The sequence below is a fragment of the Stenotrophomonas sp. NLF4-10 genome (assembly GCF_022359915.1).
GTDB lineage: Bacteria > Pseudomonadota > Gammaproteobacteria > Xanthomonadales > Xanthomonadaceae > Stenotrophomonas > Stenotrophomonas daejeonensis.
The window spans coordinates 3,210,069-3,236,838 of the sequence record NZ_JAKSEE010000003.1 but is presented as its reverse complement, the minus strand read 5'-3'; the positions used below and the strand labels follow the sequence as shown (position 1 = coordinate 3,236,838).

Below are 26,770 nucleotides of genomic sequence, written 5' to 3'. Positions count from 1 at the left end.
TTGCTCTGGCAGGCGTGGTGTCGCGGTGGAATCACTGGTTCATTTTCAGGTAGGCGGTCATCACCCTCGATTGGCCGTCAGGCTTGCCATCGCGGGTGGCGGTGCTGTCCAGGCTCCACGGGTTGTCGTCCGGCGGGCTGCCGACGGCACCGGTGAGGTTGTATTGGGGGGCTCCCGACGTCGCCTCGCGCAGGCGACCGAAGCGGGCATCGATGCGGCCGTCGATACGGTTGTCGAGCTGGTTGGCCAGCTCCGGGGTCAGCCCGTTCAGGACCATCACGTTGCGGGTGCGCCCGATGTAGGTATTGCCGGGGCCGGGCTCGGCCCAGTCAGTGACCGAGGTGAAGCACACCTGCAGGTTCTGCGGTTCGCCGTTGCCGTCCTGGTAGACGTAATGCGACTCCATGCCTTCGGCGCGGCCGGTGGGCAGGGTGATGCCGCGCTTGAGCATCTCGTCGCGCAGTTCCTTGGTGCTGGCGGTGTCGCACAGCGGAGTAGTGCTGCCAGCGCGCACGCGGCCGGTCGGGTTGGCGAGGTTGTCCAGCGGCACCGTGCCCACCTGCGCCACGTAGCGGTCGTAGGCAACGATCCAGCCCTGCACGAACTCGGTGCTGATGCGCTCGGCCACGGCACTGCGGTAGACGTCGCGGCCGACGCTGACCGCGCCGATGATCAGGGCGATGACCACCAGCACCACGGACATCTCCAGGATGGTGAAGCCGTTGCAGCGGCGGCGATGGTGCGGGATCGGCATGGGGGTCCTCTCGTTCACAGCTTGGGTCCGGTGATGGCCTGCCGGACCAGGTCGTAGACCGGCAGCAGCAGGGCGACGATCAGGAACACGAACATGCCGCCGGCCAGCAGCACCACCACCGGCTTGATGACCTCGGACAGGTTGGTGATCAGCCGCTGCAGGCGCAGGCTGTATTCGGCCGACAGCCGCGAGAACTGCGAGTCGAGCGTGCCGGTTTCCTCGCCCACGCCGATCATGCGCACCATCATCGACGGGAAGCCGCCGACCTGGCGCATCGCCGAGGACACGCGGTCGCCGCGTTCGAGCACCTGGCGGATGGCGATGATGCGGTCGCGGTAGTACTCGTCGCGCATCGCCCGCTCCATCACCTGCAGGCTGCTGACCATGTCCACGCCGGCGCGGATCAGCAGCGACATGTATTCGGTAAAGAACGCCAGCCCCGAGGAATACATGATGGTGCGGGCGATCGGCAGCTTGTGCAGGGTGTAGTGGATGGCGCGGCGGAACGCGCGGCTGTAGCGCCAGGTGACCCAGAACACGAACGCGGCCACCACCAGCCCGGCCAGGATCCAGGCGATGTGCGCGATCAGCCATTCCGAGCCGGCCATCACCGCGATGGTCAGCGGCGGCAGCTTGGCGTTCATCTGCTTGAACAGGTCGGCCAGGTTGGGGATGACGTAGTAGATCCAGAAGCCGCCGGCGGCGAAGATCGCCGAGAACACGAAGGCCGGGTAGATCAGTGCCTGGCGGGTGTCGGCGGTCATCTTGGAGATGCGCTCGATGTGGTCGGCCGCCTCGCCAAGCATGCGGTCCATGGTGCCGGTCTCGTCGCCGATCATCACCAGGTTGCGCACGGTTTCCGGGAACGAATCGGGGAAGCGCGAGAACGCGTCGCTGAGCGACGCGCCGGCGTCCAGTTCCTCCAGCAGGCGCCGCGCCAGCCGCGCCGGGTTGGAGGCGCGGCCGCCGACCTCGTTGGCCACCGCGCGCAGTGCTTCCAGCACCGGGATGCCGCTGCTGGTCATCACCGCCAGGTCGCGCAGCATGCCGGCCAGTTCCGCCGGGCGGATGCTGGGCTTGATCAGGTGCGAGAGCGAGCGCTGGGTCTCGGCCAGCCAACCCGGCAGGCGGTACAGCGACAGCACCACCGCGTCGAAGTTCTTTTCCAGCCACATCCGCGCCGAGGCGTCGTGCTCGACCGAGAGCTGGGTGACGCCGCTGCGCACGCGGCCGCTGGAGAGCAGCAGGCGGTAGTAGTAGACGTTCATGGCGCCGGCCCCACGCCGGCCACGCGCATCACTTCCTCGCTGGTGGTCTGGCCGGCGATCACGCGTGCCTTGGCCACCTCCTCGATGCCGCGGAAGCCGGCGTTCATCGCCTTGTTGCGCAGCGTCTCGCGGCTGGCGTCGTCGGCGATGGCGTTGGCCAGTGCGTCGTCCACCACCATGATGTCGTACACCGGCAGGCGGCCGTGGAAGCCGCTGCCGCGGCAGCGCTCGCAGCCGGCGCCGCGCTTGCCGCAGCTGCCGGCGGGCAGGCCCAGCCATTCCAGTTCGCGCTCGCTGAAGGGCGCTTCCTGCGCGCAGAACGGGCAGTTCTGCCGCACCAGGCGCTGGTTGACCACCGCCAGCAGGTTGTCGGCGATGACCTGTGCCTCCAGCCCCAGCGGGCGCAGCCGCGGCACCACGCCGAACACCGTGGTCACGTGCAAGGTGGACAGCACCAGGTGGCCGGTGGCGGCCGCTTCCAGCGCCGCCTGCGCGGTTTCGGCGTCGCGCATTTCGCCGAGCAGGATCACGTCCGGGTCATGGCGCAGGAAGTGGCGCAGCGCCGAGCCGAACTCGTAGCCGGCGCGGCGGTTGACCTCGGTCTGGCCGGCGCCGGGCACGCGGTACTCGATGGGGTCTTCCACGGTGAGCACGTTGCGCTCGATCAGCGACTGCATGCGCAGCGCGGCGTGCAGCGAGGAGCTCTTGCCCGAGCCGGTGGGGCCGGTGATCAGGATCAGCCCGGCCGGGCGCGCGAACAGGCGTTCCAGCGCGGCCACGTCCTCCTCGAAGAAGCCCAGCTCCTTCAGTCCGTCCAGGTCGCTGTGCTCGGGCAGCAGGCGCATGACCACGCGCTCGCCGGGGTCGGTGATGATGGTGGAGATGCGCACGGTGAGCGCCGAGTCCAGCACCGTGGCGCGGAAGCTGCCGTCCTGCGGCCGGCGCTGCTCGGAGATGTCCATCTCCGCGGCCAGCTTGATGTAGCCGAGCAGGCGGTTGAGCGAGGTGGGCATGGCGAACATCGGCCGCAGCACGCCGTCGACGCGGAACAGCACGTGCAGGCTGTCGTCCGACGGCGCGATGTGGATGTCGGTGGTGCGCTCGCGCACCGCGTAATGCAGCAGGTAGTCGAGCAGTTTCTCGGGGCTGTAGGCGTGGTCGTTGTCGGCCGACAGGCGCTTGATCTCGCGCTCCAGCAGGCTCTCGACCGGGTTCTGCGCGAAGTAGTAGGTGTGGCGGATCAGCCGCGCGACCTTGCCGTATTCGCCCTGCAGGAAGCGGCAGCGCAGGCCGCAGCGCTGCAGTACCAGCTGCTGTACCGCCTGCGCGTCGGCGTCGCCGATCAGCACTTCCAGCGCGTCGCCGGTGCGGCGCAGCGGCAGGAACTGGCGCAGTTGGCACAGCTCGCGGTTGAAGATCGCCAGCACCTGCGGATCGGCCTGCGGCAGGGTGTCCACCTGCACGTAGTCGATGCCGTTCATCTCGGCCAGCGCCTGCACGACGTCCGACTCGTTGGCCAGGCCGTGGCGGATCAGGATGCGGCCCAGGCGCTGCTTCTCGACCTCGTTCTTCTGCAGCGCGTACTGCAGCTGGGTGGCGTCGATCAGGCCGTGGGCCAGCATCCGCTCGCCAAGGCGCATGCCGCTCTTCTGGACGGCATCCTGTGGCTGGGAGCGGGTGGGGGTGGTGGGGTCAACCGTGGCCATGCTGTTGCGGTTCCGAAGGGGTGGGGCGGCTGGCGGTGGCGGGCACGGCCAGCAGCGTGTCGAACAGGAGCAGGGTGGTGGGGTCGGGCAGGCCGCTGGCGGGCAGGCCGTGGCCTTGCTGGAAGCGGCCGATCGCCGCGCGCATGCGCGGGCCGTACAGGCCGTCCAGCGCGCCGTCGTAGAGGCCGCGGTCCAGCAGCAGGGCCTGCAGCGATTGCAGGCGCTGGCGGTCGCCGGCACCGTCGAGGAAATCCTCGGCGCGCAGGCCGGCGCGCCAGCCCGCCTGCCAGCCGTCGCCCTGCCGGCGCAGGCACAGGCTTTCGCGGGTGGGCAGCTGCGCGAGCAGTGCGGCGCTCAGTGGCTGCACCTGCAGGGCCTGTTTGCCGAGCCGTTGCAGGCAGGCGTTCCATTGCGCATCGACGTCTTCCACGGTGGTGGCGACGTCCGGCGATGGGGATGCGGTGGGGATCTGGTTGCCGGCATAGCTGTCGGCGCTGCGCACGGCCAGCAGCGCCAGCGCGGACACGGCCAGCAGCCCGGCCAGCGAGGCCGCCAGCGCCAGCGGCAGGCGCGGGCGCCGCCGCGGCAGGCGCAGCACGCCGGCTTCGGCGGCAGCGGTGCGCACCAGCGCGGCATCGACGATGCGCCGGCCGGCATCGCGGCCGTACAGCCCGTACAGGCAGCGGTCCATGATCTGGTGGATGCGGCGCGGGTTGCCGGCGCTGGCGCGGTGCAGGGCCAGTGCGGCATCTGCGGCCAGGGTGATGCCGGAATTGCCGGCCGCGTCGAGGCGGAACTGCACGTAGGGGCCGACGTCGCCGGCGTCCAGCGCGTCCAGCCGCACGTGCTTGCAGATGCGGCTGGTCAGCTGGCGGATGCGCGGTTGTTCCAGGTTGTGGTGCAACTCGGGCTGGCCGGCGAGCACGATCTGCAGCAGCTTTTCCTGCCCGGTTTCCAGGTTGGTCAGCAGCCGCAGCAGTTCCAGGCTTTCGAGGGTCAGGTTCTGCGCGTCGTCGATGACCAGCACGCAGGTGACCTGCGCGCGCCAGCGTTGCACCAGGAAGCGGTTGAGCGTCTCGATGTCGGCGGCGGGGTTGCCCCTGGCCTCCAGCCCGAAGTCGCGCAGCACCGCCGCCAGCAGGTCAGCACCCTGCAGGAAGGTGTTGAACACCATCGAGGTGACCACGTCTTCGCCATCCAGCGCCAGCAGCAGTCGGCGCAGGAAGGTGCTCTTGCCGGTGCCGACCTCGCCGGTCAGCAGCACGAAGCCGGCGCGGGTGCGCAGGCAATGCGCGGCTTCGGCCAGTTCCGCCTCCAGCCGCGTGGTCTGGAACCAGGCGGCGGCATCGGGCGTGGGCGGGAACGGCGCGCGTTCCAGTCCCAGCGTCTGCAGGTGGCGGGTCATGGCCGGGTTCATTGCCGTGCCGCGTCCAGTTCGGCGAGGGCTTGGGCGATCTGCGGCGAGCGCGAGTTGCGCGCGGCCATCTGGGTCAGTCGTGCGCGCGCGTCGTCCATGTCGCCACGGCGTGCATCGAGCAAGGCCAGGTTGATGCCGGCGTGCTCGTCGTCGGGTACGCGGTTGAGGATGGTGCGGTACAGGCGCTCGGCATCAACGTAGTCGCCGCTGCCGTGCGCGGCCCAGGCGCGGGCGCGCAGCAGGGTCAGGCTCTGCGCCGGCAGCAGGGTTTGCAGCTGTGCGATGGCCTGGGTGGTGGCCGTGGTGTCGTGCCTGGCGACGGCGGCATTGAGGGTGGACATGGCCATGCGCACGGCCACGGCGTTGCGCCCGTCGTCCGCTACCGCCTTGTTGCCGGTATTGCCAAGCCGGTGCACCGAAAGCTGGATCTGCGAGGGCGTGGGTGCACTGGCGGGTGCCGGCGTGTTGTCTGCAATGGCGGATACAGCGGGTGCGGGCGTCGCCACCGGCGCCGGTATGCGGGCAGGCGCGGGAGTTGCTTCAGGTGCCGGCGCGGGTGCAGGCACAACTGCCGATGCAATTGTCTGTGCAGGTGCAGGTTCCGCTGCCGGCACGGCAGGTTGCTGTTCCTGCGGCAGGGCGACCGGCACGGTGGCGGCGGGCGTGGGCATCACGGCAGCGGTGGGCATGACCGTGACCACGCTGGCCGGGGCGGCAGGCTGGCCCGGCTGTGGGCGCGCCAGCAGCCAGGCCACCGGCGCGGCAATCAGCATCCCGGCGGCCAGCCACGCCGCGGGGCGGCGGTAGCCGGCCAAGTGTTGCGGCCACGACGCGGCGGCCACCGGTGGCGGGTTGCCGCCGGCCGTGGTTGTCGATTGCCGCAGCGCGTCGTGGACCAGGCTCATCAGATCACCCGTACCCGCAGCACTACCACCAGCTCGCGGGTGCTGTGGTTCTTGCCGCGCGAGCCGAACATGCGGCCGAAGACCGGCACGTCGGACAGGCCGGGGATGCCGTTGTCGGTGGTGCCGGTGTTCTGGTCGATCAGCCCGCCGAGCATCACCGTGTCGCCGTCCTTGAGGTTGAGCGTGGTGGTGATGCCCTTGACGTTGATGATGGGCAGGGTGACCGCGTTGCCGTTGGGGAACTGCTGCAGGGCGAGGCTGGTGGGCACCACCTCGGTCTGCATCGGGTGCACCAGCAGCTCCACCGAGCCGTTGTCGTGGATCATCGGCGCCACGCCGATCACCACACCGGAGAACAGCGAGTCGGTCTGGATGTCCGAGGAGGTGAAGCCCGAGCCGGTGCCGGAGCCGCCGGAGAAGTTGGTGGTGGACTTGGTGACGTAACGGATGTTGGTGCCCACGCTCAGGTAGGCCGGGCTGCCGTTGCGCACGCGCACGCTGGGGTTGGACAGGATCTTGACGTTGCCGAACTCGCGCAGCACGTGCACCGCTGCCGAGAAGGTGTCGGTCATGTAGCTCAGGCCCAGCGAGCGGCCAATGGCCGAGCCCAGCGACTGGCTGGGGAACACGATCTGGCGGCCCTGGTTGCCGAAGCGGTTGTTGCTGAAGTTCGGGCCGTTGCCGTTGTAGCCGAGCAGGTTGGGGTTTTCGGGAATGCCCAGATCCGGGTTGGCGGGGGTGCCGGGCAAGGGCACGATGGTGGCCGGGCTGTCGCCGTAGATGCCGGCCACGCGGTTGCGCAGCAGGTTCCAGTCCACACCGTAGTTGGAATCGTCGTTGAGCGACACATCGAGGATCTGCGCCTCGACCAGCACCTGCCGGCGCAGTTTCTTCTTGCTGTGGTTGATCAGCTCTTCGACCGCGCGCATCTGCGAGGGGCGGGCGCGCACGTACAGCGTGCCGCTGCCCGGGTCGAGGTTGAAGCGCGCCGCTTCCGGCGGCGGTGGCGCACCCGGCACCTGTGCCGCGGGGGCGGCGGCCTTGTCGGTGCCGAGGATGGTTTCCAGCGCGGTGCCGAGCTGCTTGTAGGGGTCGTTGTCCTTGCCGACGCTGCCGGTCATGGTCAGGCTGCCGCGCAACTGCTGGCCGCCGCCGCCGGCGCTCTGCATGCCGGCGCCGAACACGTCGCCGCCGGTGGACAGGTCCAGCGAGGTGTTGGAGTCGAGCATGTCGACGTTGAAGATGCGCTCGCTCATCTGCGAGACGACCAGCGTGCCGCCGCGGACCTCGCCGTGCAGGTCGAAGGCTTCGAGGATGTTGTTGTAGACCTCGCGTGCGCTGACGTTGCGCAGGTGCAGGCTGGAGCGCTGGCGTTGTTCCAGCACCTGCGGATCGACGATCAGGTTCATCTTCAGTTCGTCGGCCAGCGCCCACAGCAGCTGGCCGACGTCGGCGTCGTACATGCTGATGCTGACCACGCTGTTTTCCAGCGGGTCATAGGTGGGGGCCACCGGTGCCACCTCGGCGCTGGCGGTGCTGGTTTTCTCGATGTTCTGGAACAGGGCGTCCTGTTGCGCCTTGAGCTTGGCCGACTCCTCGGCGATGGCGGTGTTGGTGCGCTCCAGTGCCTTGTATTCGGTGGGTGGCAAATCCCGCACGCTGCGAGGAGGCATGTTGGCGCACGAGGTCAGCACCAGCCCGCCGATCGCGATGGCAAGCAGGCGCGGTACGGCGCGGTATCGGGGTATCGAGGACGGGGTCGGGCTCATGAATGCGGACCTTTCAGCAAGAGTGAGGAGTTCAACGGGTGGATGCGAGGAACCAGCCAAGCAGGGTGCTGCTGCTTTCGGCGACCACCACGTCGTCGTAAGCGATGGAGGCCGGGCGCGCCGGCGCGGCAACGCATTTGGCGCTGCCTGCGGCGAAACCGAGATTGGGCGCGTCGAAACCGGCGTAGGTGCCGCCATCAGCGTCGCGGTCCGTTGCCGGGGCGATCAGCACGAAGGCGGGGTTGACCAGGTCGCCGCCGCCACACGTGGTGCCGGCGGCGGTCACCGTGGCGGCGTAGTACGGAAAGCTGGACGAGGGCGTTGCGCTGGCCGCTTTCGACAGCGCGCTGGCCAGGCCGGCCGAGCCTTCCAGGTCCAGGCCGTCGATGGCACCGGGTGTCGGTGCCGCCAGATCGGCACCGCTGCCACGGTGGACGCCATAACGCAGGCGCTGGGCACGCACGGGCAACTGCAGGCCAAGGCTTTCGTAGGGGAGCCAGCCGGTATCCAGGCCGCCGGGGCAACTGCCGCTGCCGCCGGCTTCGCGGCCACGGTCGCCATAGCTGCTGTTGTCGGGGCAGGGCAGGCGCTTGTTGCGCAGCAGGAAGTGCCGCAGCGCCTGACGTGCGGCTTCCGCATCGGCCTGCGCCCGGTTCTGCACGCGTGCCTGCTCCATGCCTTCGAACGCAGAGGTCATGGTCAGCGCCAACAGGCCGAGGATGCCGGCGACCACGGCCACTTCAACCAGAGTGAAACCCGCGTGCTGGCGCGAAGCACTACGCATTTCATTGCTTCCTGCCCAATACGGCGGGGGTGGCCTGCGCAGCCGTGGGGCCGCCGACGTCGTAACGCAGCTGCGATTGCAGCCCTTGCAACTCGTGGGTGATGTCTTCGATGCGCTTTTTACGCGCAGGGGTATCGGCCTGCTGGGTCAGCTCGGCGAGTTCCCGCGCCAATGCCTGCGCGCGCTTGGCCACCAGCAGGTTGCTGCGCAGTGCATCCAGGTTGACGCCCTTGGGCGCTTGGCCGCTGGCCTTCATCGCATCGATCTGGCGCAGCAGTTCATCGGCAGTGCGTTCGTTGTGGATTGCCTGCTCGCGCACCGCCACGACGGCACGGGCAACTTCACTGGCGGAGGGCTGCGGCGGGTTGATTGCCGAACGTGCGCGGGTTGCCGCCGCCGTCTGCCGGCTGGCGGCATTCGGGTTCATCCACGGCAACGTATCGCTGCCCGTGCCCGTGCCCGCGGCCGGGGGCGGCGTGGCCGGTTGTCCGGTTTGGGCGGGTGGGCTGCTTGCGGTGGTTTCCGGCGCGGGTGCCGGTGACGGTTCGGTGCCACGCGGGATCAGCATGACCAGCGCTGCCCCGACCACGACGATGCCGCCCAGCCATAGCAGGGGTTTCGTCAGCGACTTCACGGGCGCCCCCCGGCCTGGGTGGGCTGCAGCGGGTTGAGCACGCGGTAGGTCTGCGGATTGCCGGCCGGGTCGGTAAGGCGCACCCAATCCGGACCGATGGCGCGCACGCGGGTGCCGTCGGCCAGACGCGAGCCGATCTGCACGTACTGGCCGTCGATGACGGCGACGCGGCGGCCATTGCCGACCAGTACCAGCGAGACCGCATGCGGCATGGCGTCGGCTTCTGCTTCTGCTCCGGTATTGCCGTAGCCGGAAGTGGCCATGCCCTGTGCATTGGTAGCCGGAGCGGCGGCCACCGGCAGCGCGACCACGTTGCCGGTATCGACGACGGGGAACTGGCTGTCGCGCAGCGTGGCGAGGGTGGCCACGGCCTGGCGGTTGCGGTTGATGGCGTTGCGCAGCTCGGCCATCGCCGCGGTTTCTTCCGCCTGGTTGCCCATGCGCAGCACAGCGGGCTTGGCGATCACCATGCTCGCCAGCCAGCCGGCGACCAGCAGCCAGGCCACCAGGGCGAAGGCGGCGGTGTATTTCATCTTCATGGGGTGGCTCCGGTGGCCGCTGCCGGCACGGGGGCGATGGCGGAAGGACGCTTGAGGAGGTAGGAGAAAAAGCCGCCGGCCGAGCGCGAGGCGGTGGCGCTGGCCTGCGGGTCGAGCGCGACCGGCTCGAACCCGGCCCGGCGCAGGCGCTCGACGAAGGTCGGGATCTGCATGCCGGCGTCGCCGTGGGCGGCGTCGACCACCGCGTCCACGCGCAAGGTGGGCTCGGTTACCACCGGTGCATCGGGTGCACGCCCCGGTGCACCGGCCGGCATCGGCTCTTCCATGCGTACCCGCAGGATGCGCACCTGGCCGGCGGCGGCTTCACGCACCAGCCCCATGCCGGCAACCGGGTCGATGCCTTGTTGCAACGACTGCGCGCGCTCGATGAATTGCAGCATCTGGTCGAAGTGCTCGGGCATGGTGGCCTTGCCGTTCAACGCGGTGATGCGGGTTTCAAGCTCGCCAAGCTGCGTGCCAAGGGCTTCGGCGCGGGAACCGGCCTCATGCGCACTCAGCGTCCAGCGCGCACCCAGTGCGCCCAGCACCAGTGCGAACACCAGCGACGCGGCACTGGCCCAGGGCAGTGCCCATTCGGCCAGGTAGGCGGCACGGCTGCTGCCGGGGTTGACGGCGATGGCGGTGCTGGCAATGCGCTCCATCCAGGCCGCGCCGCTGCGGTATTCGTTGCCGGCGTTGTCCAGCACCCGCCGTACCGGCACGGTGGAAACGGCCAGGCCGCTGCGTGCGGAGAAGACCTCGCGCAGGCTGTCGTCCAGCCAGGGCTGGCCTGCACCGGGATTGGGCACCAGCAGCGGGCACCATTTCACCTCCAGCGGTTCGAGGTTGTCCTCGCTGCGGGCCAGGTCGTCGGCGATCTGTTCGCCCAGCGCGCCGGCGGTCATCGCCAGGTCGTCCGGGTCGTCGCTGTAGGCCAGCGAGCTGCGGTGGAGCATGCCGTGCTTGAGCAGGGCCAGCACGCTGATCTGGCGCCCGGATTGCAGGACTACCGCCTGCCCCGGCTTGAGCGCGCTGAACAGCAGCGAGGTGGCCGGTATCAGCAGGCAGTGGTCCGGCTGCGCCTCGGCCCAGGCGAAGGTCTGCTGCCAGGTGTCCAGCGGTACCGCGGTGAACAGGGTCTGGTAGCCGGCACCGACGGTACGGGTCTTGTGGATCAGCACCTTGGCTTCGCCGTCGACCATGCCGTCCGAGCGCAGGCGCCGTTCGATCAGGGCCACCGCATGCGCCGGGCTGCCTTCCAGGGCGAGCACGCTGCTGACCGCACCTTCGAAGTCGGCTATCGCCATCGCTGCGCGCGGCAGGCGCGGGCGGGTGTCGCTGCGGGTGACATGGGCGCCGTCGAAGACCAGCCAGGCGTGCTGCTGCTGGACGGTGAAAAGCAGGCTCATGGGGCGACTCCGGCGGGCAGGGGGGCCGCATCGGTGGCACCGGTGCGGAACAGGATCGCGCCGCGCAGCGTCAGTTGCAGCGGCGCCGGGGCGCGGTCGCTGACGACGGGAGCGTCGAACAGGCCCTCGTCCGGATGGGTCACCGACAGCTCGAACGCCTCCGCGCCGAACATGCGGTCGCCGCTGCGGGTGACCGCGCCGAGTACCGCGGCGGTGTCCTCGCGGCTCATCTGGCTTTGGCGCAGGTTGATCAGGCGCTCGCCCCAGGCCTCCGGCTGCAAGCCGTTGGCCTGGGCGGCGTCGAGCAACGCATGCGAGGAGTGCGCATGGTCCACGCGCAGTTGCGCCTCCTGCTCCCGCACCTGCGCCTCGGCCAGGGCCTGCTTGCGCTCGCCCAACTGGGCGTAGGCTTCGGCCAGCGCCGAGCGTGCGCTGAGGAACCACACGGCGGTGATCACCAGTGCAGCCAGGGTGATGCCGAACACCGTCAGTGACGACCGCCGGGACTGGCGCAGGCGGGAGAGCAAGGGAGGCAGGTTCATGGCGGCTTACTGGTTCATCTTGTAGTTGGCGACGACGGTCATGATCTGGTCGTCGTCGGTGGCGGTGCCGAAGGTGTTGCCATCGGTCACACCGGCGGTCATCGAACCGGTGTTGTTGCCCGCCCACTCGGTGCCGATGTCGGCGGCGGCCTGGGCGCCGCCGGTACCGGTGGCCTTGCGTGTCAGACCGGTGATGTACTGGCGGAACGCGCCATTGCCGGCGTCGGCCTTGCCGTCAATCATCTGGTCCAGGGAGCGGGCCAAGTCTGGGGTCAGGCCGGTGATGATCATCGAGTTGCCCGAGCCGTAAGCGGTGCCGGGCGGATTCCAGCCGAAGCAGACACGGATTTCCTGCGGGTTGCCGTTGGTGTCGAGGTAGGCGTAGCGGTCTTCCTTGCCCTCGCCACGGCCCGGCGGCAGGGTGATGCCGGCCTTGCGTACAAGGTCACGCAGGTCGAAACCGGTGTCGCTTTCCGGGGTGCCGCCCACATCCTTGTGAAGACCGTCGGTGCCGGAGCAGATAGGTGCAGGCGGAGTGACGCCGGTCATGTTGCCGCCGGAGAAGCCCGAGGTGAAATGAGCGCCGTTGACCATCAACTGCGGCGCAGCCTGGTTGTCGCCGATCGGCGCGCCATAACGCTGCTGGTAGCTGTTGTAGGTGACCACCCACTGGTCGACGAACTTCTGCTTGATACGGGTGTATTCGGCGTTGCGCTGCACGTCGCGGCCGATCATCACCGCACCGATGATGACGCCGATGATGACCAGCACCACGGCCATTTCGACAAGGGTGAAGCCGCCCTGGCGGCGCTTGGAAAGCATTTGCATTGGATTGCCCCTTTGATGGAAACCTGCGCGGCCCGGCGGACATGGCTGTCCACCGGGCGTGTTCTGTTTCGGAGCAACTAGATAGACGGCCGTCGTAAGAGAAACGTAAGAGGATGGCCGGGCCGGGTTTCGGTTGGGTCCGGCGGGGGCAAGAGCCATGTTCGGCAGGGCAGGTGCCATACCGGAGACGCAGGGAATGGGTACGGTTCCGTATGGGAGTGGAAGGTGCAGTGGCACTGCCGTGCCGGTTATCTTCCAGGCTCTCCATTGCCCAGGTTTGCCGATGAAGCGCCTTCCGCTGTTGTTGCTGTGCTGCCTCGCCATTCCATCCCTGCATGCCGCCGACCGCGTCACCGGCCACGGCTTCGCCACCCGTTCGGAGGTGATCGCGCCGCATGCGATGGCCGCCACCTCGCAGCCGCTGGCCACGCAGGTGGCGCTGGACGTGATGAGGTCCGGCGGTTCGGCGGTGGATGCGGCGATTGCCGCCAACGCCGCGCTCGGCCTGATGGAGCCGACCGGCAATGGCGTCGGCGGCGACCTGTTCGCCATCGTCTGGGATCCGAAGACGCAGAAGCTATACGGCTACAACGGTTCGGGCCGCTCGCCGCGTTCGCTGACGCTGGCCGAGTTCCAGCGACGCGGGTTGAAGGAAATCCCGGCCACGGGCCCATTGCCGGTGTCGGTCCCCGGTGCGGTCGATGGCTGGTTCGCCCTGCACGAGCGCTTTGGCCGCAGGTCGATGGCGGACAACCTCGCGCCGGCGATCCGCTACGCGCGCGAAGGACACCCGGTGGCCGAAGTGATCGCCTATTACTGGGATCGCTCGGTGCCGCGGTTGTCGCAGTATCCCGGCTTCAGCGAGCAGTTCACCATCGACGGCCGCGCGCCGCGCAAGGGCGAGTTGTGGCGCAACCCGAACCTTGCCGATACCCTGCAGAAGATTGCCGACGGTGGCCGCGATGCGTTCTACAAGGGCGATATCGCCCGCACCATCGACGCCTATTTCAAGGCCAATGGCGGCTTCCTGAGCTATGCGGACATGGCGGGCCACCACGGCGAATGGGTCGAGCCGGTGAGCAGCAACTACCGTGGCTTCGACGTGTGGGAGTTGCCGCCCAACAGCCAGGGCATCGCCGCGTTGCAGATCCTCAACATCCTGGAAGGCTACGACTTCTCCAAGATCCCGTTCGGCTCGCCCGAGCACGTGCACCTGTTCGTCGAGGCCAAGAAGCTGGCCTTCGCCGACCGCGCGCGCTTCTATGCCGACCCGGCGTTCTCGCCCGCGCCGGTGCAGCGCTTGATCTCCAAGGAGTACGCGGCGCAGCGGCGTGCGCTGATCTCGCCGGAAAGGGCGCTGAAAGAGGTGCAGCCCGGCACGCCGAAGCAGTTGGAGGAGGGCGACACCATCTACATGACCGTGGCCGACGCCGACGGCATGATGGTGTCGCTGATCCAGTCCAACTACCGCGGCATGGGCAGTGGCATGGCGCCACCGGGGCTGGGCTTCATCCTGCAGGACCGCGGCGAGATGTTCGTGCTGCGCAAGGACCACCCCAACGGCTATGCGCCGGGCAAGCGCCCGTTCCAGACCATCATCCCGGCCTTCATCACCAAGGACGGCCAGCCGTTCGCCAGCTTCGGCGTGATGGGCGGGGCGATGCAGCCGCAGGGCCATGCGCAGATCGTGATGAACCTGGTGGACTTCGGCATGAACCTGCAGGAAGCCGGCGATGCGCCGCGCATCCAGCACGAAGGCTCGACCGAACCGACCGGCCAATCCACGGTGATGAGCGATGGCGGCGAGGTCAATCTCGAAACCGGCTTCCCGTATGAAACGATCCGCGCACTGATGCGCAAGGGCCACCGCGTGGTGTTCGCCGACGGCCCGTATGGTGGCTATCAGGCGATCCTGCGCGACCCCGAAACCGGCGTGTACTACGGCGCTTCGGAAAGCCGCAAGGACGGGCAGGCGGCCGGTTACTGACCGGCCGGCCCGACTTCAGCCATCGTCCCTTGCCTGCGCGGCGTCGGCCTGCGCCGCCATCTCGCGCTCGATCCATGCCTGCACCGCGTGCCGCGCACGCTGCGCCTGCCGTCGTTCCAGCAGGTACTCCAAGTCCAGCACGCGGTACAGGCTGACCATCACCAGCACCATCAGCAGCGCGAACGGCAACGCGGCGATGGTGATCATGCCCTGCAACGCTTCCAGCCCGCCGGCCAGCAACAGCACCGCGGCGATCAGCGCCACCGCCACGCCCCACACCAGCTTGCGCGACAGCGGCGGGTCGCCAGCCTCGTCGGTGGACATGCTGGCCAGCACCAGCACCGCCGAATCGGCCGAGGTGACGAAGAAGATCACCAGCAGCATCAGCGCGACCACCGACAGCAGCAGCGAGCCGGGCAGGCTGTCGAACAGTGCGAACAGCACCGTCTCGTAGCCGCCGGCCAATGCCTGCAACAGGTCGGCATGGCCGGTCAGCTGCGCCCACAGTGCGCTGCCGCCGAATACCGAGAACCACAGGAAGCCGAGCAGGGTCGGTGCCAGCACCACGCCGATCACGAACTCGCGCACGCTGCGGCCGCGCGACACACGCGCGATGAACGCACCGACGAACGGTGCCCACGCGATCCACCACGCCCAGTAGAAGATCGTCCAGTCCGCCACCCAGGTGCTGCTGGAAAACGGCGACATGCGCAGGCTCATCGTCAGCAGTTGGTTGAGGTAGGAACCGAGCGTGGTGGTGAAGGTGTCGAAGATGAAGCCGGTCGGCCCCAGCACCAGCACCGCCGCCAGCAGCAACCCGGCCAGCGCCAGGTTGAAGTTGGACAGCCACTTGATGCCGCGGTCCACGCCGCTGGTGGTGGAGGCCATGTACAGCACGAAGGCGATGGCGATGATGGTCAATTGCACCGGCACCGTGGCGGTGATGCCGAACACGCGCTGCAGGCCGGCGGCGATCTGGATGGTGCCGAAGCCCAGCGTGGTGGCCACGCCGATCGCAGTGGCCACCACCGCGGCGATGTTCACCACCTGCCCGAACGCACCGCGATGGTGGCGCCCGATCACCGGCTGCAGCATGTCGCTGATAAGGCCACGGCCGTTGCGGTTGTACTGGAACCACGCCATCGCCAGCCCGATCAGCGCATAGATCGCCCACGGGTGCAGGCCCCAGTGGAAGAACGCGTAGCGCATCGCCGCGCGCGCCGCGTCCGCGCTCTGTGGCGGCAGCCCCTCCGGCGGCTTGGCGAAGTGCGAGATCGGCTCGGCCGCGCCCCAGAACACCAGGCCGATGCCCATGCCGGCGGCGAACAGCATCGACAGCCAGCTGGCGCGGGAGAAATCCGGTTCCGCATCCTCGCCGCCGATGCGCAGGTTGCCGAAGCGGCCGAACGCCAGGTACAGCAGGAAGGCCAGGGTGAGGAACACGATCAGCAGGTACAGCCAGCCGGCGTTGCGCACGACTTCGACAAGCAGGCCCTGCACCACGTCGTTGAACGGGCCGGGGGCGATGCCGGCCAGCAGCACCAGGGCGGCGACCAGCGCGATGGAAACACGAAACACCATGAAGGAGCTTCTCCGATCAGAGCATGAGGGGAGCGAGCCGGGGCTTGCAGCGGAACCGGCCACATGGGCGCGGTGGGGAAGGCCGTCGAAGCGGCGCAGGGGTGGCGAAGATGAACAACCACGCCACAGCCTAATGAACAAAACGTCATGGTTTCGTTAATGCATCCCGCACGGCCGTGGCTGAAGATCGGCCGCAATGACGCAAACAGCGGCCGCAAGGGCCGAAAGACGCACCCCTGCCTTTGTGGTCTAATGCCGGCCGAAGCGGGGGTACCGCGGCCGCAAGGCCACGGTTGAGACAGTCCCTTGGAACCTGATCCGGCTGATACCGGCGTAGGGAAGCTTTGCAATGTTCGATCGCGCGTGGACACCGCCCGAGGTGCGTCCGTGCGCCTGCGGCAATGCGCCTTCGCTTCGTTCAACCCGTACCTCCGTGCGGGATCCCAACAGGACGATGCCGATGAACGCACAGCTCTCCGCCCTGCAGCAGCAGGCACAGCAACTTTCCGAATCCGTGACCCGGCCGATTCCCGGCTCGCGCAAGATCTTCGTGCCCGGTTCGCGCCCGGACCTGCAGGTGCCGATGCGCGAGATCGCGCTGACCCGCACGCCGACGCTGTTCGGTGGCGAGGACAATCCGCCGGTCACCGTCTATGACACCTCCGGCCCCTATACCGACCCGGACGCGTGCATCGACCTGTCCACCGGTTTGCCGGCATTGCGCGCGCGCTGGATCGAAGAGCGCGGCGACACCGAGCCGCTTCCCGCGCTCAGCTCGGCGTTCGGCCGTTCGCGCGAGGGCAATGCCAAGCTCGACGCGGTGCGCTTCCCCAACCGTACGCTGCCGCGCCGCGCGCGGGCCGGCGCCAACGTCACCCAGATGCATTACGCGCGGCGCGGCATCGTCACTCCGGAGATGGAGTACGTCGCCATCCGCGAGAACCAGCGGCTGGAGGCGGTGCGCGAGGCGCATCTGCTTGCGCAGCATCCGGGGCAGAGCTTCGGCGCGAACATCCAGCAGGTCATCACCCCCGAGTTCGTGCGTGAGGAGATTGCCCGCGGCCGCGCCATCCTGCCCAACAACATCAACCACCCGGAAAGCGAGCCGATGATCATCGGCCGCAACTTCCTGACCAAGATCAACGCCAACATCGGCAACAGCGCGGTGTCCTCGGGCATTGCCGAGGAAGTGGAAAAACTGGTGTGGGCGATCCGCTGGGGCGGCGACACGGTGATGGACCTGTCCACCGGCAAGCACATCCACGAGACGCGCGAGTGGATCATCCGCAACTCGCCGGTGCCGATCGGCACGGTGCCGATCTACCAGGCGCTGGAAAAGGTGGATGGCCGCGCCGAGGAGCTGAACTGGGAAATCTTCCGCGACACCTTGATCGAACAGGCCGAGCAGGGCGTGGACTACTTCACCATCCACGCCGGGGTGCTGCTGCGCCACGTGCCGCTGACGGCCAGGCGCGTGACCGGCATCGTCTCGCGCGGCGGCAGCATCATGGCCAAGTGGTGCCTTGCGCACCACAAGGAAAATTTCCTCTATACGCATTTCGAGGATATCTGCGACATCATGAAGGCCTACGACGTGGCCTTCTCGCTGGGCGACGGCCTGCGCCCGGGCTGCATCGCCGATGCCAACGACGCGGCGCAGTTCGGCGAACTCGAAGCACTGGGCGAACTGACGAAGATCGCGTGGAAGCACGACGTGCAGACCATGATCGAAGGCCCGGGCCACGTGCCGATGCAACTGATCAAGGTGAACATGGACAAGCAGCTGCGCGAGTGCGGCGAAGCGCCGTTCTACACGCTCGGGCCGCTGACCACCGACATCGCGCCCGGCTACGACCACATCACCAGCGCGATTGGTGCTGCGATGATCGGCTGGTACGGCACCGCGATGCTCTGCTACGTGACGCCGAAGGAGCACCTCGGCCTGCCCAACCGCGAGGACGTGCGCGACGGCATCATGGCCTACAGGATCGCCGCGCACGCCGCCGACCTGGCCAAGGGCCATCCCGGCGCGCAGGTACGCGACAACGCCCTGAGCAAGGCGCGCTTCGAGTTCCGCTGGCAGGACCAGTTCCACCTCGGCCTGGACCCGGAGAAGGCGCAGTCGATGCACGACGAGACGATGCCGAAGGAAGCGCACAAATTGGCGCACTTCTGCTCGATGTGCGGCCCGCACTTCTGCTCGATGAAGATCACCCAGGACGTACGCGACTACGCCGCCGAGCAGGGCGTCGATGAAGCCACCGCGCTGGAAACGGGCATGGCCGGGAAGGCGAAGGAATTCCGCGAGCAGGGTGCGCAGGTCTATCGGGTGGAGTGATGTGCTTGCGCGTCGGGGCCTCTCTCCCTGCGGGAGAGGGCGCCCCTGGCTCCCATGGCTGAATCATCGGGACTCCATCGTCCTCGCCTCACTCCAGCTCTCGACAGGGGATACCTTTCCGGTGAGGTCCCGTGCCGGGCAAGCCCAGCCCAGCACCCACTCGGAATGCCGGGCTGCGGGGCTTGCCCCGCATGAAGCTTTCCCGACAGCATCCATGCGGAAGCAGGCTCGGCACTTGTGGCAGCAACGCCATGACCAGCATCGGTTCGTGGGTGACTGTGTTGTGTGATGCATTGCCGATTTATGCATCAGCAGCGCCACGACATCACGCCTGCGCGATGGCCCGGAGAGTGGCCGGAAATCGTGGTCTTCAGTTTTTCTTCAGCATGTTGAATGCATGCGAAATGCTGCTCTGGGCGATTGGCGATGAACGCGGGAGTACCCTTGTTTCAAGGCTTTTCCAGCTTCCTGGAGCTGGCGTCGCAAAAAAATTTCGCGCCCGAGGGCGCGAATCCTGAAACAGTTTGTATGAATCCGTCGGCGAGAGAGAGCCTGATGTTGCCCTGCACGAGAGCGCAGGAAACGATGCCTAGGCTAATATCCGCGCGCCTTGAAACATTTGCGGTTTGCGTTGACGCCATTTGCGGATTCTGGCGGTTCACTGGCGGTGGCATTCACCAGGGGGCGGGCACGGGAAGGTGCCCACCAGCGATTTCGTCCCTGACACGGTATGGAACACATCGACAACGACATGCCGGCCTTGGACCGGTTGCACATCGGCGAATGCCTCGTCGTCCTGTCTTCGCGCGAAGTGCACGCACCGGGCGCACGACGGCCGGTACGGCTGACGCCCAAGGCGGCCAGTGTATTGCTGGTGCTCGCGCGCAACGCCGGCAACGTGGTCACCCGTGACGATTTGTTCGCGCAGGTGTGGCCGGACACCTTGCCGACCAACGACGTGCTCACCCAGGCGATCACGCAGCTGCGCAAGGCATTCGCAGCAGGTGGCGCCTCCGCGGATGGCCACAGCAGCATCGAGACGATTGCCAAGAGTGGCTATCGCCTGCTGGCGCCCGTCACGTGGGACATGCCGGAGCCATTGCCCCCTCGGGCCGATGTCGTGGTGGACGCCGCTGCCCAGGCCGCTGTAGCCCCGCCAGCGCCAATCGAAGAAGGGGGAAAACCCCGCAACTGGCGCCGCATGCGCCGCCGCCTGTTGTGGCTGGTTGGACTGGCATTGCTGTGCAGCACGTTGCTGCTGGCCTGGTTGCTGTGGCAGCGGTCGGGGACGGAGACGTTGCAGGATGCGATCAACAGCGATGGCACCCGCGTGATAGGCAGCCCCGAGCCGCCATACCGGTTGATTACCACCACCGAGGGATTTGAAACCTGGCCGGCGTTGTCGCCGGACGGTGCATTGGTGGTCTATGCCGATGAAAGTGGCCGGCATTCCACGCTGAAAGTGCAGAGTACCGGCAATGCACCTGCGGTAGCGCTGGCGGAGACGCCCGACGACGCCTCCGATCGTCTGCCGGCGTGGTCGCCGGATGGACGCGAAATCGCATTCGCGCGTTTTCGTGAGCAGGGGCAGTGCGAAGTACTGGTGCGGGCAGTTACCGGTGGCGATGAGCGCCGGGTTGCCGATTGCAACGGTGCGGACATGCTCAGTTTCGACTGGACGCCGGATGGGCGAGGGTTGGTGTTCGGCTCTATGACCGGGCCTCGAGGTGCGCCCGGTATCCGCATTCTTGATTTGGCATCCGGCCGCTGGACGGCACTGGACTACACGCGTGGTCCTGATGATTTCGATTACGCACCGCGCTTTTCTCCGGATGGCCGGCACATCGGTTTTGCGCGCAACCCGCAGGTCGGTGACCTCTGGTTGATGGATGCCGATGGCGGCAATGCACGGCGCATGACCGAAGATGCTGCCGAGCTTCGTGGCTGGAGCTGGATGGATGATGCGACGATGGTGTTCGGTCGCCGCGTGGGTACCGAGTCGCGCCTGTACCGGCTGGACGTGAGTTCGCGAAAATTGCAGGACATGGATGTGGACGATGCACAAAGTCCTGCCGTGGCGCGGCTCAAGCCGATGCTGGCCTTCGTGCATCGGCGTCCGCAATTCGGCCTTTTCCGGATTGCGCTCGATGGCAGTGGTGACAGTCAGCGCCTGTTCGCCTCTTCTGGTCGTGATGCACAGCCAATGGTGGCCCCGGATGGGCGGCAACTGGCATTCACCTCCGATCGCTCGGGTATTTTCGGCTTGTGGTGGGGGCGGCTGGATCAGCCGGATTCATTGCGTTTGGTTGCCGGGTTGCGGCCAGAGGCACGGCAGGCCCCGGACTGGGCGGCCGACAGCCGTCGGTTGCTGGTCAGCGGGCGCGACGAGGCCGGACATCCCGGCATTTACGAGGTTGAACCCGCGCATGGGCGCTGGCAGCGGTTGCCGGTATCGGCGTATGAGCCATTGCAGGCGGTATATGGGCCTTCGCCGGAACGGCTGTACGTGATCGAGCGCGACGCCGACGAGCGGATGGTGCTGGTGCTATTCGACCGTTCGCGGATTCCGTGGCAACGGCTGGCCAGCCTGACAGGTGTTTCGCAGGTGCGCTACGACCGCAGCAGCATGCGTGTTCTGTTCACCCGCTTGGCCGGCGGTGGCTTGTGGCAAGCCGATGCGGCACTTTCGCCCGACAGTGTCCGGCAGATCAACGAGGTGGCTCCGAGTCGCTGGCGCTACCGCACCTGGGCCGTGGGTGCGGGCGGCGTAATCGAGTATCTGCGTGCCGAGGCCACTTGCCAGTCACGCCTGATCCGGTTGGATGGGCCAGAGCACGGCACGAGCCGCTGCCTGCATGCCGACGCATCGGCCGGCAGCAATGGCTTGAGCCTGGCGCCTGACGGCGACGCGGCTTATGTGGCATTGGCAGTGAACGATGGCACCAACATCGGTGTGATGCCGGTACCGAAAGAGCACCTGAAATTGCCGTTGGGTGTCCTCAAGTGGTTGCCACAGCTGGGGAAATCGGATTCGTGATTCCTTCGGATCGACCTTCGTGGAGATTTCGGCACGACCTCGCGAAAACTTCCTGACGGTTGCAGGCAGATTTGGCAAAACCATCGGCCAGTGAAGGCAAATGATGGTGTGTCACATGCGGCAGGTTTCCTGGGTCGATCGCGGCCAGTCGGTTTCGTTCGAGAAGCAAGGTGAAGAGGGCAGCCGCCCGAATTGCGTCGGTGTCGCGCGGCTGGGCAGCCTGCAGACATCCGGTACGGTGTTCACCTTGTGGATGCAGTTGCGTGGCAGCAGCTGGATCGAATCCAAGGAGGGCAAGTTCCGGCTGCACCAGCGCGAATGGATTGCATTCGAAAAGGAATCGCGGCCGATGGTCCAGGCCGGGCGCGATGGCATCTGCATCGGCATGGCCCTGGATGGCGATGCGCTGCGCCTGCTGGGTACCTTGGCCGACAGCAGTGTCTACACCGGCCACGGCCGCATGACCCGGGCCGAGGCGCGGCTGGCGTTGCGCCTGTGGCGCGAGGCACAAGCGGGTGTTCCGGGCGTGCATGCCCTGCGTCCGCTGCTGCTGCATGTGGCGTCGTTGCAACGCGAACTGGCCGATGGCGTGCAGCGCTGCCCCGGTCGCTCGCGGTTGCGCAAGCGCCAGGTGTTCAGCCGCATGCAGCGTGCCCGGATGTACCTGGAGGGCAACAGCCACCGCGTGGTGCGGATCGGCGAACTGGCCGAGCTGACCAACTTCTCCAGTTGGTACCTGTCCAAGACCTTCCAGAGCCTGTACGAAGAAAGCCCGCAGTCGCTGTCCGCGCGGCTGCGGCTGGAGCGCGCGGCGATGCTGCTGCGCGATACCGACATGATGATCGGTGAGGTGGCCTCGGCCAGCGGTTTCGACAACTGCTGCAGCTTCGCACGTGCATTTCGCGCACGTTTCGGTACCTCGGCCACCCGCTACCGGGAAACGGCATTGGGCTTCCCGCCAGAGTCGGCAAAGCCTGCGGGTGGTTCGCGCAAACCCATCGCATCGGTACGAACGTAACTTTCAGGGGTGTTTAACACACCACTAACGTAACCGGAGAGATTGATGAAATTTCGTACTCCCGCAATGCGGCTGGGCCTGCTCCCGGCCGGCATCGCGATCGCGTTGACCCCGGCCTTCGCCTCGGCGCAGGACACTGCCAAGGGCACCACCGACCTGGACCGCATCGAGGTCACCGGTTCGCGCATTCGTGGCGCGAACATGGAAACCCAGCAGCCGATCATCACCCTGAGCCGTGAGAACCTGGAAAAGCAGGGCTTCACCTCGGTTGCCGACGTGCTGCAGAACCTGACCTCGGCCGGCTCGCCGGCGATTTCCCGTGCCTACGCGCTGGCCTCCGGTGAAAACGTTGGCGGTTACTACGTCGATCTGCGCAACCTGGGTGCCAACCGCACCCTGGTGCTGATGAACGGCAAGCGCCTGGGTGCCACCACCGGCGGCTACCAGGACCTGAGCCAGATCCCGATGTCGGCCATCGAGCGCATCGAAGTGCTGAAGGACGGCGCTTCGGCCATCTACGGTTCCGACGCCATCGCCGGCGTGGTCAACGTCATCACCCGCAAGCGCTTCGATGGCGCTGAAGCCCAGGTCTACGTCGGCCAGTACGGTGAAGGCGACGGCGACACCAACCAGTATTCCTTCACCCTCGGCGCCGAAGGTGAGCGCGGTGGCGTGACCCTGTCGGCCGAATACTCCAAGCAGGATCCGGTGTGGGGTGCGGACCGCTGGTTCTCGAAGGATGGCGGCAAGGGCCCGAATTCCAGCACCGCCGATTGGAGCGCCATCAGCCAGAACGGCAGCTGGTGCCAGCCTTCGGTGAACGATTGCACCAAGGCCGGCTCGCTCTGGCAGACGCTGAACCCGAATGGTGATCCGACCAATCCGGCCGATTACCACGAGATCACCGGTGCCGAATACGCCAATGCCAACCAGCAGATGATGGTGCAGACCGGCATCGAGCGTAAGTCGGTGTACGTCAACGGCAACTACGACTTCACCGACTCGGTGTCGTTCAACGCCGACCTGCTGTACAACGAGCGCAACACCGACCAGCAGATCGCCGGTTACCCGTACCAGTCGCTGGCGTTCGGAACCCCGCTGTCGGCCGACAGCGCCTTCAACCCGGTGGGCGAGGACATCGAGTTCCGTCGCCGCCTGTGGGAAGTGCCGCGCACCACCGCCAGCCAGCTCAAGACCCTGCGTTTCGCCCCATCGATCAGCGGCTTCTTCGAGTTCGCGGACAAGTCCTTCGACTGGAGCGTCGGCGCGCTGTGGAACCGCAATGAGATCACCAAGTCTCAGCGCGGCGACATGAGCCTGATCGCTTCCGAGCAGGCGCTGGGTCCGTCGTTCATCGACGCCAACGGCGTCGCTCGCTGTGGCACTGCGGCCAACCCGATCGATGGCTGCTATGCCTGGAACCCGCTGCTGCCTTATGGCGTGAGCGGTCCTGGTTCGCTCACGGACAAGGATCTGCAGAACTTCCTGTTCCCGATCTACACCACCACCGGCACCACCAAGACCACCAGTTTCACGGCTGATCTCAGTGGTTCGATCGTGACCCTGCCGGCAGGCGACCTGGGCTTCGCCGTTGGCGTGGAGCATCGCAAGGAAGAAGGCCGTTATGTTCCGGATGCGTTCGCGCAGTCCGGCATGTCCACCGGCCTGGCATCGACCACGACCTCCGGTGAGTACGAACTGGACGAGGTGTACCTGGAGTTGAACATCCCGGTGCTGGCCGACATGCCGTTCGCCAAGGAGCTGACCGTCAACGTTGCCAGCCGCTATTCGGACTACAGCAACTTCGGCGGTACCACCAACAGCAAGTTCGGCCTGACCTGGCGTCCGGCGGATGACCTGCTGATCCGCGGCACCTACGCCGAGGGCTTCCGCGCGCCGTCCATCGACAACCTGTACGGCGGTACCGGTTCTTCGTTCGAGAAGTACACCGACCCGTGCTCGGTTGGTGTCGCTGGTAGTGTCGCCGGCAATGCCGCCTGTACCGCTGCTGGTGCACCGGCTGACTTCGTGCAGTTGGGCCAGGGCCTGGAGCCGTGCACCACCTGGCCATGCGCCACCCCGGATCAGTTCATCACCGGCTCCAACGAAAACCTGCTGCCGGAAACCTCGACCAGCAAGACCGTTGGCATCGTGTGGAGCCCGCGTTGGGTGCAGGGCCTGGACGTTTCGCTGGACTGGTTCCGCTACGAGATCAAGAACATGATCATCGAAGACAGCGTGGACCGTATCCTGCGTGACTGCTACGTGCTCGGAAATTCGGCCCGTTGCAATGGCGTGGTGCGTGCGGCCGATGGCCACATCACCCAGCTGTTCTACGGTCTGACCAACCTGGGCCAGATGGAAACCGAAGGCTACGACGTGGGCGTCAAGTACCGCCTGCCGGAGTTGGCCATCGGCCAGTTCAGCATCGACTGGCAGACCACCTACACCTCCAAGTACGACGAAGCCGGCCAGAACAAGAAGGGTGAGGACATCATCATCGGCAACGTCGGCGCTCCGGGCATCTTCCGCGTGCGTTCCAACATTGGCGTGAACTGGGAACTGGGTGACTTCGGTGTGAACTACACCGCCCGCTACTACTCGGGCATGAAGGAAAACTGCATCTCGCTGGCCGATGGCTGGTGCGACAAGCCGGATCACATTGCCAATGGCGAGACCGATCCGCTGCGCGTCACCGGTTCCAATACCTTCCACGATCTGCAGGTCAACTGGAAGGCACCGTGGGATGCCACCATCGCCGTCGGTGCGAACAACCTGTTCGACCACCGTGGCCCGCTGATGTACTCGGCCCCGAATTCGTCGTTTGCCTACTACGGTGGCTTCGATATCGGCCGTTTCATCTACATGAAGTACACCCAGCGCTTCTGATCCATCGAAGCTTGGTGCAGGACGAAAAGGGTGGGCCGTAAGGCCCACCCTTTTTCTTTGCCGTGCCCGGCGAGGCAACGGAATGCCTGCCGGTATCGCTCGGTCACCACGGATTTCGCCGGATCCCAAAACGAAACGGCCGCGTCAGACGCGGCCGTTCGGCAGTAGTTCCGTGAGATGCCGCCTCAGGCTTCCGCGGACAACCCTGCGTATTCGTTGGCCAGGTCGCGCCAGCCGTCGAGCTTGGACAATACGCCGGTGCGTTCCAGGTACTGCTCGTCGACCGGGGTGCCGCTGGCCAACGCGGTGGCCACGTGCACCGCGCCGCTCACCCAGAAGCTGCGCACGTTCGAGCGCTGCGGCTGCAGGTGGAAGGCGACGGCTTCGATGATCGCCATCGGCAGGCCCCACAGGCCCAGCAGGTAGGCGCCGGCCTCGGCGTGGCCGGGGCGGTCGTCGCCTTCGGCCAGCGCTTCGCGCTCGTTGCGCACCCCGGGCAGCAGCAGGCCGATGTCGGCCAGCAGGGCTGCGGTCGCGCCCAGTTCGGCGCTGCTGGCCGGCAGCATCTTCGCCGCCAGCCGCGAGGCCATCAGGGCGCGGGCCTGCAATGCGTTGCGCTCGGCCGGGGAAATGGCCGGCACGGCGAACACTTCGCTGGCCAGCACCAGGTCGCGCAGGGTGGACAGGCCCAGCCGGGTCACCGCGCCGCGAAGGTCGGTGATCGAGCGGCCGCTGTTGAAGAAGGCCGAGTTCGACAGCTGCAGCACCTTGGCGGCGATGGCCGGGTCGGCGGCGACCAGCTTGGCGATGTCGGTGGCGTCGCTGTTCTCGTCCTCCTCCAGCGCCTGCATCAGGCTCAGGTACAGGTGCGGCGGCGAGGGCAGCTTCTCGATGCGGCCGATGGCGCTGCTCAGGCGCGGGCTGTACAGCAGGTCGCGCAGCTCTTCCAGGCTGGTCAGGGCGTCGAGCAACACTTCCGGCGACAGCGGCAGCGGCAGGAAGCGGTGGGCGACGCCGATGATGCGGGCGGCGGGCGCGCGCTGGCTCTGCGCGGCCTCGATCAGCGCGATGCGGATCGTCTCCGGGCGCAGGGTGCGGATCTGCCCGAGCAGGGTGGCCGGGGTGAGGTCCGGCAGGGCCGGCGCGACGATGACCGCATCGACCGTGCTGGACGCCACCGTGGCAATGGCGGCATTGCCGTCGGCAACGCCCTGGACATGCCATTCGTCGCCCAGGTCGGCGATGTATTCGAGGAGTTCGGCCGACAGATTGGCATCGTCGCCGACTAGCAGGATACGCAAGGCACATTCCCCCAATGGAACCGCTCGACCATCATGTGGACGGGCCGGAAAATCTGGCCGCCAA

The 26,770-nt window shown here is 67.1% G+C and carries 20 protein-coding genes and 1 riboswitch; of the genes, 6 read left to right on the top strand and 14 right to left on the bottom strand.

Annotated elements, in window-relative coordinates:
* Positions 1–31: 31 nt before the first annotated feature.
* From MIC98_RS15420 to MIC98_RS15365, 12 genes are read right to left on the bottom strand one after another with little or no spacing between them, the layout of a single operon-like run.
* Positions 32–754, bottom strand: coding sequence for a prepilin-type N-terminal cleavage/methylation domain-containing protein (locus tag MIC98_RS15420; RefSeq protein ID WP_239737748.1), 723 nt, complete (start codon positions 752–754; stop codon positions 32–34).
* A gap of 14 nt (positions 755–768) precedes the next feature.
* The gene (locus MIC98_RS15415) at positions 769–2,022 is read right to left on the bottom strand and encodes a type II secretion system F family protein (protein WP_239737747.1); all 1,254 of its coding nucleotides are present in this window, start codon (positions 2,020–2,022) and stop codon (positions 769–771) included.
* The gene (locus MIC98_RS15410; protein WP_239737746.1) at positions 2,019–3,728 is read right to left on the bottom strand and encodes a type II/IV secretion system protein; all 1,710 of its coding nucleotides are present in this window, start codon (positions 3,726–3,728) and stop codon (positions 2,019–2,021) included. The genes MIC98_RS15415 and MIC98_RS15410 overlap by 4 nt, the downstream gene beginning before the upstream one ends.
* Positions 3,715–5,133 (bottom strand): ExeA family protein, encoded by a 1,419-nt coding sequence (locus tag MIC98_RS15405; RefSeq protein ID WP_239737745.1) that lies wholly within the window; start codon positions 5,131–5,133, stop codon positions 3,715–3,717. Before MIC98_RS15405 ends, MIC98_RS15410 begins: the two co-directional genes overlap by 14 nt.
* A gap of 8 nt (positions 5,134–5,141) precedes the next feature.
* The gene (locus MIC98_RS15400; RefSeq protein WP_239737744.1) at positions 5,142–6,050 is read right to left on the bottom strand and encodes a tetratricopeptide repeat protein; all 909 of its coding nucleotides are present in this window, start codon (positions 6,048–6,050) and stop codon (positions 5,142–5,144) included.
* Entirely contained in the window at positions 6,050–7,819 is a 1,770-nt protein-coding gene (gene mshL / locus MIC98_RS15395; protein WP_239737743.1) for a pilus (MSHA type) biogenesis protein MshL, read from the bottom strand. The genes MIC98_RS15400 and mshL overlap by 1 nt, the downstream gene beginning before the upstream one ends.
* A gap of 31 nt (positions 7,820–7,850) precedes the next feature.
* Positions 7,851–8,603 (bottom strand): type II secretion system protein, encoded by a 753-nt coding sequence (locus tag MIC98_RS15390; RefSeq protein WP_239737742.1) that lies wholly within the window; start codon positions 8,601–8,603, stop codon positions 7,851–7,853.
* A 1-nt stretch (position 8,604) separates the two neighbouring features.
* Positions 8,605–9,237, bottom strand: a complete 633-nt coding sequence (locus tag MIC98_RS15385; RefSeq protein ID WP_239737741.1) for a hypothetical protein — start codon at positions 9,235–9,237, stop codon at positions 8,605–8,607.
* The gene (locus tag MIC98_RS15380; RefSeq protein ID WP_239737740.1) at positions 9,234–9,776 is read right to left on the bottom strand and encodes a hypothetical protein; all 543 of its coding nucleotides are present in this window, start codon (positions 9,774–9,776) and stop codon (positions 9,234–9,236) included. Before MIC98_RS15380 ends, MIC98_RS15385 begins: the two co-directional genes overlap by 4 nt.
* Complete coding sequence (locus MIC98_RS15375) at positions 9,773–11,185, bottom strand: hypothetical protein (RefSeq protein ID WP_239737739.1); 1,413 nt, start codon at positions 11,183–11,185, stop codon at positions 9,773–9,775. Before MIC98_RS15375 ends, MIC98_RS15380 begins: the two co-directional genes overlap by 4 nt.
* Positions 11,182–11,727: a hypothetical protein gene (locus MIC98_RS15370; protein WP_239737738.1), complete on the bottom strand. Its 546-nt coding sequence runs from the start codon at positions 11,725–11,727 to the stop codon at positions 11,182–11,184. The genes MIC98_RS15375 and MIC98_RS15370 overlap by 4 nt, the downstream gene beginning before the upstream one ends.
* A 6-nt stretch (positions 11,728–11,733) precedes the next feature.
* Positions 11,734–12,555 carry a prepilin-type N-terminal cleavage/methylation domain-containing protein gene (locus MIC98_RS15365; protein WP_239737737.1) on the bottom strand — a complete coding sequence of 274 codons (822 nt, stop codon included), beginning with the start codon at positions 12,553–12,555 and terminating at the stop codon, positions 11,734–11,736.
* A gap of 283 nt (positions 12,556–12,838) precedes the next feature.
* Between MIC98_RS15365 and ggt the strand changes: the two genes are divergently transcribed.
* A complete protein-coding gene (gene ggt / locus MIC98_RS15360) occupies positions 12,839–14,542 on the top strand; it encodes a gamma-glutamyltransferase (protein WP_239737736.1) in 1,704 nt (567 codons plus the stop codon).
* A gap of 15 nt (positions 14,543–14,557) precedes the next feature.
* On the opposite strand, the gene MIC98_RS15355 is transcribed toward ggt, so the two are convergent.
* On the bottom strand, positions 14,558–16,123 hold the full coding sequence (locus MIC98_RS15355) for a BCCT family transporter (protein WP_239737735.1): 1,566 nt from the start codon (positions 16,121–16,123) through the stop codon (positions 14,558–14,560).
* Between the two features lie 256 nt (positions 16,124–16,379).
* Positions 16,380–16,481: riboswitch (TPP riboswitch) on the top strand.
* A gap of 102 nt (positions 16,482–16,583) precedes the next feature.
* On the opposite strand from MIC98_RS15355, the gene thiC reads away from it, so the two are divergent.
* From thiC to MIC98_RS15330, 5 genes are all read left to right on the top strand, one after another.
* On the top strand, positions 16,584–18,461 hold the full coding sequence (gene thiC / locus MIC98_RS15350; protein ID WP_239737734.1) for a phosphomethylpyrimidine synthase ThiC: 1,878 nt from the start codon (positions 16,584–16,586) through the stop codon (positions 18,459–18,461).
* A 251-nt stretch (positions 18,462–18,712) separates the two neighbouring features.
* The gene (locus MIC98_RS15345; protein WP_239737733.1) at positions 18,713–18,979 is read left to right on the top strand and encodes a hypothetical protein; all 267 of its coding nucleotides are present in this window, start codon (positions 18,713–18,715) and stop codon (positions 18,977–18,979) included.
* A gap of 212 nt (positions 18,980–19,191) precedes the next feature.
* Positions 19,192–21,498 carry a winged helix-turn-helix domain-containing protein gene (locus tag MIC98_RS15340; protein WP_239737732.1) on the top strand — a complete coding sequence of 769 codons (2,307 nt, stop codon included), beginning with the start codon at positions 19,192–19,194 and terminating at the stop codon, positions 21,496–21,498.
* A 115-nt stretch (positions 21,499–21,613) separates the two neighbouring features.
* On the top strand, positions 21,614–22,516 hold the full coding sequence (locus tag MIC98_RS15335) for a helix-turn-helix transcriptional regulator (protein ID WP_239737731.1): 903 nt from the start codon (positions 21,614–21,616) through the stop codon (positions 22,514–22,516).
* 45 nt (positions 22,517–22,561) lie between these two features.
* Complete coding sequence (locus MIC98_RS15330; RefSeq protein WP_239737730.1) at positions 22,562–25,405, top strand: TonB-dependent receptor; 2,844 nt, start codon at positions 22,562–22,564, stop codon at positions 25,403–25,405.
* A 185-nt stretch (positions 25,406–25,590) separates the two neighbouring features.
* Here MIC98_RS15330 and MIC98_RS15325 read toward each other — a convergent pair whose 3' ends face one another.
* Positions 25,591–26,706, bottom strand: coding sequence for an HDOD domain-containing protein (locus MIC98_RS15325; RefSeq protein ID WP_239737729.1), 1,116 nt, complete (start codon positions 26,704–26,706; stop codon positions 25,591–25,593).
* Between the last annotated feature and the right edge of the window lie 64 nt (positions 26,707–26,770).